The sequence below is a fragment of the Paenibacillus peoriae genome (assembly GCF_022531965.1).
GTDB classification, from domain to species: domain Bacteria; phylum Bacillota; class Bacilli; order Paenibacillales; family Paenibacillaceae; genus Paenibacillus; species Paenibacillus polymyxa_D.
In genome coordinates this window covers 296,809-308,912 of sequence record NZ_CP092831.1, presented here as the reverse complement: position 1 = coordinate 308,912, position 12,104 = coordinate 296,809, and the positions used below count along the sequence as shown (strand labels likewise).

12 protein-coding genes are annotated in these 12,104 nt (G+C 47.1%); 2 read left to right on the top strand and 10 right to left on the bottom strand.

All coding sequences use genetic code 11. The features are described 5' to 3' along the window. Window positions 1-15 precede the first annotated feature (15 nt). Complete coding sequence (locus MLD56_RS01305; RefSeq protein WP_029516882.1) at window positions 16-573, bottom strand: GNAT family N-acetyltransferase; 558 nt, start codon at window positions 571-573, stop codon at window positions 16-18. A 164-nt stretch (window positions 574-737) separates the two neighbouring features. Between MLD56_RS01305 and MLD56_RS01300 the strand changes: the two genes are divergently transcribed. Together MLD56_RS01300 and MLD56_RS01295 are read left to right on the top strand one after the other, a co-directional pair. After that, on the top strand, window positions 738-1,613 hold the full coding sequence (locus MLD56_RS01300; protein ID WP_029516883.1) for a S16 family serine protease: 876 nt from the start codon (window positions 738-740) through the stop codon (window positions 1,611-1,613). Continuing rightward, window positions 1,606-2,220 (top strand): hypothetical protein, encoded by a 615-nt coding sequence (locus MLD56_RS01295; protein WP_029516884.1) that lies wholly within the window; start codon window positions 1,606-1,608, stop codon window positions 2,218-2,220. The genes MLD56_RS01300 and MLD56_RS01295 overlap by 8 nt, the downstream gene beginning before the upstream one ends. A gap of 69 nt (window positions 2,221-2,289) precedes the next feature. Here the strand turns inward: MLD56_RS01295 and MLD56_RS01290 are convergent, their stop codons facing one another. The 9 genes from MLD56_RS01290 to MLD56_RS01245 form a co-directional block, all read right to left on the bottom strand. After that, complete coding sequence (locus MLD56_RS01290; protein ID WP_029516885.1) at window positions 2,290-2,745, bottom strand: hypothetical protein; 456 nt, start codon at window positions 2,743-2,745, stop codon at window positions 2,290-2,292. A gap of 49 nt (window positions 2,746-2,794) precedes the next feature. After that, on the bottom strand, window positions 2,795-3,757 hold the full coding sequence (locus MLD56_RS01285) for an ABC transporter ATP-binding protein (RefSeq protein ID WP_049816962.1): 963 nt from the start codon (window positions 3,755-3,757) through the stop codon (window positions 2,795-2,797). Beyond that, complete coding sequence (locus MLD56_RS01280) at window positions 3,750-4,787, bottom strand: ABC transporter ATP-binding protein (RefSeq protein WP_241113454.1); 1,038 nt, start codon at window positions 4,785-4,787, stop codon at window positions 3,750-3,752. Before MLD56_RS01280 ends, MLD56_RS01285 begins: the two co-directional genes overlap by 8 nt. 75 nt (window positions 4,788-4,862) lie before the next feature. Then, window positions 4,863-5,708, bottom strand: coding sequence for an ABC transporter permease (locus tag MLD56_RS01275; protein ID WP_029516888.1), 846 nt, complete (start codon window positions 5,706-5,708; stop codon window positions 4,863-4,865). A gap of 4 nt (window positions 5,709-5,712) precedes the next feature. After that, the gene (locus MLD56_RS01270) at window positions 5,713-6,663 is read right to left on the bottom strand and encodes an ABC transporter permease (protein ID WP_029516889.1); all 951 of its coding nucleotides are present in this window, start codon (window positions 6,661-6,663) and stop codon (window positions 5,713-5,715) included. Window positions 6,664-6,735: 72 nt separating this feature from the next. Continuing rightward, window positions 6,736-8,355 (bottom strand): ABC transporter substrate-binding protein, encoded by a 1,620-nt coding sequence (locus MLD56_RS01265; protein WP_029516890.1) that lies wholly within the window; start codon window positions 8,353-8,355, stop codon window positions 6,736-6,738. 157 nt (window positions 8,356-8,512) lie between these two features. After that, window positions 8,513-8,875 (bottom strand): DUF1304 domain-containing protein, encoded by a 363-nt coding sequence (locus MLD56_RS01260; RefSeq protein WP_029516891.1) that lies wholly within the window; start codon window positions 8,873-8,875, stop codon window positions 8,513-8,515. Between the two features lie 131 nt (window positions 8,876-9,006). Further along, window positions 9,007-10,518, bottom strand: a complete 1,512-nt coding sequence (locus MLD56_RS25945; RefSeq protein ID WP_029516892.1) for a methyl-accepting chemotaxis protein — start codon at window positions 10,516-10,518, stop codon at window positions 9,007-9,009. Between the two features lie 258 nt (window positions 10,519-10,776). Then, window positions 10,777-12,030 (bottom strand): cation:dicarboxylate symporter family transporter, encoded by a 1,254-nt coding sequence (locus tag MLD56_RS01245; RefSeq protein ID WP_029516893.1) that lies wholly within the window; start codon window positions 12,028-12,030, stop codon window positions 10,777-10,779. Between the last annotated feature and the right edge of the window lie 74 nt (window positions 12,031-12,104).

The following is a 12,104-nucleotide window of genomic DNA, read 5'->3' as shown; positions in this document are numbered from 1 at the left end:
CTATAATTCAGTTTTCTAAATCTTTATTAGCATCTTTTCAAAAGTATTATAGCCGTTCGTTTCGCCTATATACGTATAACCGCATTGTCTGTAAAACTCGCTAAGCTTGTCATTGCCCGCAATACAGTCTAAACGGATTCGGTCCTTGCCTGTGAAGTGGATACCTTGTTCAATCCATTGCATCAGCTCAAGGCCTAGACCCTTCCCGGTGCTATCGCGATCCACAACCAAACGATGCAGATATACTGAGGTTCCTCCCTCAGAATCCGTTTCGTCTAATCCCCACAACTTACGGTCCCATGCACTGGGCTGCTGCTGCAAGATCACTGCGCCTGCCAAGCCATGATCCTCTGATGCTCGGAAAATAATCACTTCTCCACGTGCAATAGCGCCGCCAAGGTTGTGATCATCTTTTCCTTTTAGTAAGCGTCCCCATTGCGTAGAGCCTTTGCTGTGCAGCCACCTGGCCGTCTTTAAAATTAACTCCTGAACCTGCTCCTGATCTTCAGTGCTTGCCTGAAAAGCCATTAATCCTGGTTTGACGGATGATTCGACAATAGTCATTGATGTCATGCTGCACCTCAGCTCTCTAATTTTCCTTATGTATAAAATATAGCATAAAAAAAGAGCGTCGGTGATCTGGCAGAGCGTTAAAAATATGTATACTACTATACTCTTATCGGTCATTTATGGTGAAAAATGTAACCTTTCTAATCTTTTCAACCGATGATATCCGTATGAGAACAGTTGGAAAGGTTGTGAATGAGGTGCCAAGCCGTAATCCATATCTCCTCAAAAAGATATTTGGCATTAACAAAGAACGTATACTCATTTTCGCGCTGCTGCTGATCCCGGCTATCGCCGCCTTTATTGGAACACGGCCTATGCCTGCACAGTATATTTTGCAAGGAGAAATGCATCCGGTCAAAGATCTTGGCGTTCAGGGAAGCGTGTTTTTTGCGTCTGTTCAAACGGGTATTGCTAACAATCTCCTGGAGCGTTGGAATGTATATTCCAGTGAAAATGTATCCGGGGGTGCGATTAAGTTTGAACCCATTGCCCCTGATGAAGTGGACTCTTATTTGAAGGACCTTTCAGAGACGGACACGCTAAAATATTCTGCTATGCAAGCTGTACATGCAGCGACGGAATTAAGTGTAGACAGCGAAACAGGTGGTGATTCAACAACTTTCTCGAATCTTAGCAAATTGGAGGATGCTCGCTATGCGGAGCTATTGACTCATTTGCAGGATCTTGCGGGGAATTCCTTGGGTCTGATGACAGGCATCGGACTGTATGAGGAAGCCAATAACATCGACTTTTCAGATGGCGGACGTCACAAAATTGCAGGCACTGGCACGATGGAAGAATACGGGGATGTCGGATCGGTCGGTGGGCTGGAGCAAAAACTGCTGGGAGCCGAGGCGGCAAAGGTTGATCTATTTTTCGTACCGGCAGATTATGAATGGTATGGGGAGGAAGGCAACGAAGCAGAGGCTGCCCGAGTCCAAAAGGAACATGGACTCAAGCTGCGCATTATCCCCGTAGAAACACTGGAGGATGCTATCGTGTATTTGAAGCAACTAGACTGGGAGGAAGTACATCTTGAATGAATCAGATTCCAAAGCATTTCCATCCAAGACAGCTGGCAGCGTACACCAAGCCTTGCTAGCGGTGGGCACTATAGGTGAATTTATTATCCTTATTTTTACGTTAGTGTATATTTACGCAAATGATTTTTATTATGATCATCTATACGAATTGGAGCAAAAATTTACAGTCTTTAGCTTTGTTCTGTACTACATGTGTTTTGTAACCTATCTGATCTGGCTAGTTCAAGTACATAAAGCCATCCGGCAAAAACATTCCGATTATCCGATTCGTACCGTGGGAGCCATTGCTCGCATGATTCCTTTTATTAACTTGTGGGGATTCTCCAATACATTCACCCATATTTATAGGTACTTTGCGCTCCACCCCGAATTGGGGCGTAAAGCTCGTTATATTCAAAAGATGATTGTTCCGCTATATTTTGTCTGGTTTGGTGAAGGAATTATTAACCGGATTCTTATCTTACATTTTTCCCAAATGGAATCGATGTCCATGTTGTTGGGAGCTATTATGCAAACCACCAGAATGGCCTTCTTTTACTGCATGACACGGATCTTTCACAATAGTCTGGTTATGCTGAATAAAAAAGATGAAGAAGAATTGCAATAAAAAAACGAGCTGGCCTCCACGTCAGCTCGTTTCAATTTCTGGTAAAGTATATTACTTCATCCCCAGGATTTAATGCGTCTGTGAAGCAGGTACAATTCGGTATAATCCTGAAGTCTCGCCCTCCGCGGGACGTACTTCCTGGATGACCCAGCCTAATGAAAGTACCCGTTCTAGCCGATCATACTCAGCCTTCGTCAGTTCGGATGTAACGGCTTCGCTTCCTTCCTCCAGGGACAGCTCAGGCTCCCGCCCGAACGCAACGGCAATCCACGAACGAATGCCCCGGATCGTATTGTACTTGATCTGATATCCATCCGTTACCGCGCTGACAAACACCTCCGGCTCTTGGGACGCCAGCCCAGTGACAAGCTCTGTATAATCAAAATCGGATGGTCCGTCCGTTGGCAGCTCATTTTGCTGCACCCGACGGATTAATTCCTCTTGGGACCAGCCTAAAGAGCGTAATGATTCCAGCAAGAGCGCGTCCCATTGGGAAATACGTACTCTTTTCGTCGATTCAGTCATCGTTTTTTGCCTCCTTTGGGTCATGCACATCGTACAACCGATCTTAACCCTAACGGTTAACCGGGTATGCTACATAATGGCCGGGACTGATTTCTCTCAGCTCGGTTGCACTGTTGTTATCCTTGTCCCATACTAATGAACCGTCTGGTTGGGCCAAGCTTCCCCCCAGTCCCTCGCGCTCTCCGACTGCTCTCGGATCAGGCACAGGGATAGAGGACAACAGCGCCTGCGTATAAGGATGAGCGGGCTGCTCATACAATTCATCTGCATCAGCTACTTCTACCAGTCGCCCATGGTACATCACACCGATTCGGTCTGAAATATGCCGCACCATCGACAAGTCATGGGCGATGAACAGGTACGTCAGCCCGAACTCCTGCTGGAGATCCTCCAGCGTGTTAATGACCTGCGCCTGGATGGACACATCGAGTGCCGAAATCGGCTCGTCACAGACGATGAACTCGGGGTTCACGGACAGAGCACGAGCGATGGAAATCCGCTGGCGCTGCCCGCCGCTGAACTCGTGCGAGTAGCGGTACAGATGCTCTCGCTTCAGCCCTACCTTCTCCAGTAAAGCCACTACGGCATCCTTACGCTCACTCCCCTGATGCAATCTGTGAATATCCATCGGCTCACCGATCAGGTCAAGCACGTTCATACCCGGATTAAGAGAGGAATATGGGTCCTGAAAAATGCTCTGAATGCGCCGACGCAGCGGCTTGAGCTGTTTATCGTTCAGCTTGGAAATATCCTGGCCGTCAAAGCGTACCGTACCTTCTGTATAATCGTATAACCGTGTCAGACAGCGTCCAACCGTTGATTTCCCACTACCTGACTCACCGACCAGTCCGAACGTCTCGCCACGCTTGATTTGAAAGCTCACGCCATCTACCGCCTTGAGCACCTCAGAGCTACGCCCTAACAAATCCTTTGCGGTCACAAAATGCTTCTTAAGCTGGTGTACCTCTACCAATGGCTGATGCTCACTCAATACATTATTTGCTTCACTCACCGTTATTCCCCCCTTCCGTATGGCCCGCTTCGGGCGTCTCGTAGACTCCAGCAGGCCCTGCTTCCGGATCGTTCAACCAGCAGGCTGCTCGCTGACCCGGGCGCAGCTCTATCATCGGCGGCCGCTCCACACAGCGGGCAAACGCGTGCGGGCACCGTTCCATGAACGGACAGCCCGATGGCGGGTTCAGCAGGTCCGGCGGCGTGCCCTCAATCGGCACTAGCCGCTCACGGAAGCCGTTCGTACGCTGGGGCACAGAGCGCAGCAGGCCCTGCGTATACGGGTGGCCCGGACGATAAAAGATATCGTCCACGCGTCCCTCCTCCATCACCATGCCGCCGTACATGACGATGACACGGCTGCACACCTGGGCGACGACGCCCAGATCATGGGTGATTAGAGCAATCGACATGTCGGATTGCTGCTTCAGCGTCTTGAGCAGTTCCAAGATTTGCGCCTGAATCGTTACGTCCAGCGCTGTAGTCGGCTCATCTGCAATCAGCAGCTCCGGGCTGCACGAGAGCGCCATAGCAATCATCACCCGCTGGCGCATCCCGCCGCTGAATTGATGCGGGTATTGGTTCATTCGGCGCTCCGGCTCGGTAATGCCTACTTGTCGCAGCAGTTCTACAGCTGCTTGCGTAGCCGCTTCCTTGCTCAGTCCTCGATGTCTGCGAATCACCTCGATCAGGTGATAGCCAACCTTTTTGACCGGATTCAGCGAGGTCATCGGGTCCTGAAAGACCATCGCAATCTGGTTTCCACGTATTTTGCGCCATTGCTTTTCCGTCAGAGCGGTCAGACTTTGTCCCCGATAACGAATATCGCCGTTCAGCCGCTTGCCCGGCGGGGCAATCATCGACATGATCGCTTTCGCTGTAACACTTTTGCCGCTGCCGGATTCTCCTACGATTCCTACCGTTTCTCCAGCATCAATGTGAAAACTAACCCCTCGAACTGCCTGATTTTCCCCTTCACGAGTGAAAAAGGAGACCTCCAGCTGTTCGACGGACAGTAGATGTTCTGTCATCGTGTTTTCGCTCCTTCCTGTCGCTCCTGGAGCCATTTGTAATGGGCCTGTACTATGAATCTATGAAACTATAAATCATCGTTTTACTAATTTGGGTTCAAAGCCTACACGCAGCACATCTCCCAAAACATTAAAGCTCAACACAGTCAGTAAAATAAGCAAACCCGGGAATAATGCCATATATGGGGCCTGTGCAATATATCCTTGGGCATTATTCAGCATACTGCCCCACGTAGCGTTCGGCAGTTGAACACCAAAGCCGAGAAAGCTCAGTGACGATTCCATCATAATCGCTGAAGCGATATTGTTCGTCGCCCCTACGATAATTACCGGAATCAGATTCGGTACAATGTGCTTCATAATAATACCAAACGTACTTTGTCCCGAGGCTTTGGCGTATAGTACATACTCCCGTTCACGCAACGTCATTGTCTCTGCCCGCACCACCCGGGCAATGTTCATCCACATGAGCAAGGCGATAATGACAATGATATTGCCGACGCCCGGCTTCAAAAACACACTTAGCAGCAAAATAACCAAGAAAGACGGAATCGACATGATCAGCTCCAAAACCCGCATAAGCAGATTGTCGATCCATCCTCCAATATACCCGCTCACAATACCTACCACTGCACCAATACTGGTCGCAATAATCATGGACGCGAAGCCTACCAGCAATGATACACGTCCGCCGTACAGTGCTCTTGTAAAATAGTCCCGCCCATAATCATCCGTTCCAAACCAGTGTGCCGCTCCCGGTGGTTGGAGACGCTCCAGCACATTCAATTTATTCGGGTCCTGCGGCGATAAAAATGCGAAAATCGCCCCCAGCGAGAATACGATCAATAGTATGAGGGCGACGGCGCCCATTTTGCTCGTCATCAGCTCGATCCCGATGTTGCGCCATTTGCTCCGATTCATGAATTCACCTCGTTGATTTAATTCTCGGGTCCGCAATGCTGTACAAGATATCCGCAAGCAGATTACCCAGGATCAGCAGCAGAGCGGAAAATAAAGTAATCCCCATGATGACAGGATAATCCATCCCTTTTACCGCCGTCATGCCCAGCGAGCCAATGCCCGGCCAGGAAAATACCGTCTCCGTCACAATGGCTCCAGCCACCAGGTCCGCAACCGACATTCCGAGCAGCGTAATGATGGGCAGCAGCACATGCTTGAGCACATGTCGAAACAAAACTAGTCTTTTTCCAGACCCGAACGCGTATTGAATCTGCACGTACTCTTCCTTGAGCTGCGTAATTGTGCTGGAACGGATGTACCTCACATACACAGACAGAAAACCGAAGGCCAGTACAAAACATGGTAAAATCCCATGCTTGATCACATCCAGCACCGAGTCCGTACCGATGGTACGCATCCCAGTACTCGGAAGCCAATGCAGATAAATCGCAAACAAATAAATAAGTAAAATACCGAGCCAAAACAGCGGAACAGAAATCCCGATGTACGACATCAGATTAATGAGCTTGTCGATCCAGCGATTCCGATTCGCCGCAGCCGTCAAACCAAGTGGGATGGCAACCAGCACAGCAAGTATGATGGATGCGCCCATTAACCCGGCTGTAGCCGGGAGACGGTCGAGAATCTGATCCAGCACGGGCTGGTGATTAATTAGCGAGTAGCCGAGGTCACCCGTTAGACTCTTTTTAAGCCATAATATGTACTGCACGTAAGCGGGCTGGTCCAGCCCCAAGCTATGCCTCATTCGTTCAATGTCTTCCAGATGCATATTCGGTGTAACAAAAGAGAGAACCGGATCACCTGGGGCCAGCTTGATCAAGCCGAAGCAGACGATGGACACAAAAAATAGCATCGGTATAACTTGCAGCAACCTTCTGGCGATGAGTTGTCTCATACGTTTCCCTTCCCCTTGCTGTTTTCGAAAAAAATAAGCTGGTTAGCCCAGCTTATTTTTGAAAACCCTGTCTTATTTGTGATAAATTTTGGACAAATCCTCGAAAATCACGACCGGCTTCAGCACAGCCTGATCAATACCGCCATACTGCTTGTCGAAGGCTACAATAGTCTTGGTGTAAGCAATCGGATAGATGACAGCATCCTCAGCCAGCAGCTCTTGTACCTTTTTATAAATTTCTCCACGTTTAGTCGTATCCGACTCACCCGCGCCCTCTTCCAGCAGTTTATCCACTTCCTTATTCGAATAATGCGAATAGTTGGAGGATGATCCGGTGCTATACAAAATACGATATGCGTCAGGGTCATACCCCATGATGTAGCCGCTGATCGCCAGATCAAAGTCCTTGGCATTCGTATCGACGAACTTTTGCGACCATGCCGATGAATCCATGCTGTTCACGTCCAGCTGAACGCCTATGTCCTTTAACTTCTGCTGGATATAGAGTGCTTGTGCTTCCTGTACCTTGTTACCGCCCGGAATGATAATGCGCAGTTTCAGTCCTTCAGCTCCAGCCGATTTCAGCAGCTCTTTTGCTTTGTTCACATCATTATTAAAAAATGCAACGTCGTTCGTGTGATACAGTACGTCCTGTGTCAGAGCAGATTTTGCAGTGTCTGCATAATCCTTGGAGCCATAGGAAACTTGAATCAACTCATCCTGATTTAATGCATAAGAAAGCGCCTGACGCACTTCTTTTTTGTTCAACTGCTTCGTATCACTGTTTTCATTAAACATCAGATAAGCCAAGCGACCTTCGCTGTAAGGGAAAATGTCAAACTTATCTGTTGCTTTAATGGTCTCCACATTTTGCGGATCGAGATAGTTTACATTAATCTCACCATTTTGAAGGGCCAAATTCGCAGCATTTGAATCTTTAACAATTCGGTATGTTACTGAATCCAGATGCGGCTTTCCGCCAACATAGTTATCGAACCGTTCGAGTGTAACGTACTCACCGGTTTTGTACTCTTTAAATTTGAAAGGACCTGATCCAACCGGAGAGTTGTTTTTTGTACTTTTCTCAATATCCGCTTCATTCTCGAAAATGTGCTTCGGAATCGGGGATACCTGTACCAGTGCTGCCTCAAAAGCAGGAGCTGGCTGAGGAAGTTTGAAATCCACCGTTGTATCATCAACCTTGCTCGCCTGAACCGGTTTGCCATTAACCATAAAATTACTTCTCAAAAAGCTGTGCTGCTTCTCATCCAAAATTTTGTTAATGGTGAAAACAACATCGTCAGCTGTCAGCTTCTCGCCATCATGCCAAGTCAGATCTTTTTTCAGTTTTAGTGTATAAGTCAGCTTGTCTGCTGAAGGAGTCAGACTGTCTGCTAAATAAAATGTCTTTTTGCCATTGTTCACCTGAAACAATGGTGCGAATATCGCCTGGTCTATCGTCAGACTTACCCGATCACCCGCATAGTTCGGATTCAGCACCACCGGATCAGCTTGTACGCCAATGATCAGGCTGCCGCCGTCTTTTGGCTGTCCGTTATCAGCTGTTGTGGTAGCTGTACCGGGTATATTCCCATTCGTCTCAGACGTAGATCCAGAATTCCCGCCGGAGCATGCACTTACAACCAACATCAATACAATGAATACCAATACACCAGTCAAATTACGACGCATCGCTCTAGCCCCCGTGTCCTCTTAGTATGTAATAAATTTATTATAAATCGGAATAGTCGGATTTACAATCGGTCAAAAACTGTTTATTCCCCTTGTCATTAGCATTCCAGACATTATGTGATCGAATCTAGAAAAAAGACACCCGTTAAGAGTGTCTTCAGAATATCCACAAACTGATTAGTGCCAGGATGGCAGGCAGACCTTGCTTTAATAAAATAGACTTGTTGGCAGTTAATGCACCATATACCGCAGCCACTACCACACAAATGACAAAGAATAATTGGATTTGCCGCCCGATTACAGGTTCCGGATAGAACAAGCCCCACACCAATCCGGCTGCCAGAAATCCGTTATACAGCCCCTGATTTGCTGCCAGGGATTTGCTTGCTTCCGCCAGCTCCTTCGAGGTCCCGAACGTACGCATCGCCCGCGGAGTCGTCCACAGAAACATTTCCAATATTAGAATGTACACATGTTCCAGAGCTACAATTCCGACCAATATTGAACTAAGTAAGCTCAAGGTATGTTCCTCTTTTCCACATAAAGTTACTATGAGGTGATTTTTAGATCGATCCTCAAAAAGTATAGTTCATCTTCCAAAAACAGTAAAGAGACCGAACCTTAGGCCCGGCCTCATTTCTACATGAAGCCTTACATCGTTCTCGCGAAATCCAACAAAGCTTTGGACATGCTGTTGATCTCGTCCGTAGATGCATTCACTTGCTGAGTTAGGGCGGCTTGTGTCTGTGTCAGCGTAGACATGTTCCCGATATTGTGCAAAATCCGCTCGATGAGTGTCTTCATTTCGTCCAGACTGGTCTCGATATTTCCGGTCGCATCAGCACTGTGAATAGCGAGTTTTCTCACTTCATCTGCGACTACCGCAAAACCCCGCCCCTGCTCGCCCGCACGCGATGCCTCAATGGCAGCATTCAGACCCAGCAGATTCGTTTGATTTGCAATCTCTTTAATGAAGTTGGAAATGTTTTGTGTCTCTTCTGCACTGACTTTGGCTTGATTCGCTGCGTCTGTCGATTGCTCCTGAGCCGTAGCCAGCTCCTGCGCTTGGTTACTAACCGAATTAACACCATTCACCATTTCCGTAATGGAATCGGAGAGATGCTGGATCTTGAGCGTGAGTTCATCCGCAATAGCCTGCTTTTCCTTTTCTATTGTAATGTCACGAATGGTACCCGCAATCCGAATAGGCACTCCCTTGCTATCGCGCAATGTTTTTCCACTGCAATAATACCAGCGATGCTCACCATTCTTACGCACCAAACGACATTCCATTTCATAAGGTGTGCGCCCTGTATAATCATTTAAATGATCATTCAAAACTTTAATCGCCATTTCGGCGTCCTCAGGATACAGAATTGAAGCCCAACTGCTAAGCTTGCTTGGGAAATCTTGCTCATCCTTAAAGCCCAGCGTAGCCCGGAATTGCGGTGACCACCAAAATATACTATCCGGATTCTCAATGTCTCCTCCAATAATGTTTACATCGTAAGGAGCCTCCACCAAAACACGATTAATGAGATCGTATCTTGTAACCAATGCCTGAAGCTCCTCAGACTTAATCTTCTGATCGTGCACATCCAACAGAGCGCCTGCAATCCGAAGCGGCACTCCCTGCTGGTCACGGATCGTCGTTCCGGTAGCCCGGAACCAACGATATTCTCCATGCTTCAGCCTCAAGCGATACTGTACGTCATAAGGGGTCTTTCCCGTAAAGTCCAGTAAATGATCAGACAATTCTGCCAAAGACCTGTCATAATCTTCGGGATGCAGCCGAGATGACCAGCTATCTAATACATTAGGGAAGTCCTTTTCGCTCTGATACCCCAGCATAGAACGGAATTCTTCTGACCATGTGAACGTATTACTTGGATTGACAGGATCACCCGCAATGACCTCCATGTCCCATAAGCCAATCTCTATAGCCTTGGTAACAAGCTTCAAACGGATATCAACATGTTGAGCATCATTTTTCATGGACTCTATCGCTTGGTTAACATTGTTTGCGATTTCTTGAACCTCAGGAGAAGCTGAGGAAACCTGTATTGCAGCAGAGTAATCTTTTTGCTGTATTCTTTGTGAAAGTTTGCGGCTTTCTTCTACTAAAGGAGCAAGTGATTGAGACTCATTTTTCTTGAGAAACATATATGATCTTCCCTTCTAAGCCAATATATAAAACGGTATAATTTAATATCGGAATTTTATTAAGAATCATTATAATTAAATCTTTAATTACATAGGCATTAAGACTTATTTTTCATGTCCATATACCTATAATTCCATACAGGAAACATCGAAAAATGTCGAAAAAGGAAGAATTCTAACAAGTCTGGAAACAGAAAGGGCACCTTTGCATTACTGCGCAAAAGTGCTCTTTCTGTCAACTATTCAGTTCGTTATATCTTATTTAATTGAAGCAACGTATTCCTCGCCCTTTTCTTTATCATATTGGCCTTCCCATTTGGACATGACCACAGCGGCAAGCGAGTTACCTAATACATTAACTACCGTACGCGCCATATCCAGAATGCGATCAATACCAGCGATAAAAGCCAAACCCTCCAGCGGGAGGTTCACTGCTCCAAGCGTAGCGAGCAAAACGACAAAGGAAGCACCCGGCACACCTGCAATACCTTTGGAAGAAATAATTAATACTAGTACCAGCGTGATCTGTGTCGTGATTGGCAGATCAATACCATACATTTGGGCAATGAAAATCGCAGCCAGTGCCTGATACAGGGTGGAACCGTCCAGATTAAAAGAATACCCAATCGGAATGACAAAGGACGTAATTCCTTTAGGACATCCGAACTTCTCCATCTTCTCCATGATCTTAGGCAAAACACTTTCCGAACTGGCCGTCGAATATGCAAGCAACAGCTCACTTTTCAAAATTTTAATCATGGTCCAGAGACGGGTACCGCACAGCTTGGCGATAATTCCGAAAACAATCACAATGAACAGCGCCATGGAGCCGTACACCGACAAAACAAGCTTCAATAACGGCCATAATGAAGCCAACCCAAACTTGGCCACTGTCGTTCCAATCAGTGCAAATACTCCAAACGGAGCCAGGCGCATGACCTGATTGGTTACCCAGAACATGGCGTCGGCTACGCCTTCAAAGAAATTCAGCACGGGCTTGCCCTTGTCACCAATCGCCGCTACCCCTAGTCCAAACAGTACGGAGAAGAATATAATAGCGAGCATATCTCCCTCGCCCAGAGCTTGAATAACATTGGTAGGAACAATATGCACAATCGTATCTATAAAGCTATGGCCTGACTTCTCTGCAGTCTCCACATAGGAATGGATATCACTCTTCGCCAGGTGGGACATGTCCACGCCGTCACCAGGTCGAACCAGGTTGGCAACAAGCAGTCCGAACAGGATGGCGATTGTCGTTACAATCTCAAAGTACAGAATGGACTTTCCGCCAAGTTTACCTAGTTTTTTCATATCGCCCACGCCGGCAACGCCGATAATGAGCGTTGAGATCACAATAGGCACGACAATCATCTTGATCAAGCGGATGAAAATATCGCCGATTGGCTTTAAGTAGACTTCCACCCCTGAATTGCCGTAAAATAAGGCACCAATAATAATACCTAAAGCCAGACCGATAAAGATTTGCATCGTCAAATTAATCTTTTTCACTTCGTGTCCCCCCCTGGCTGATTTGTATATTTTTGCAGTATGCTGTTCTTAATATTCAAATGATGTTATTTATA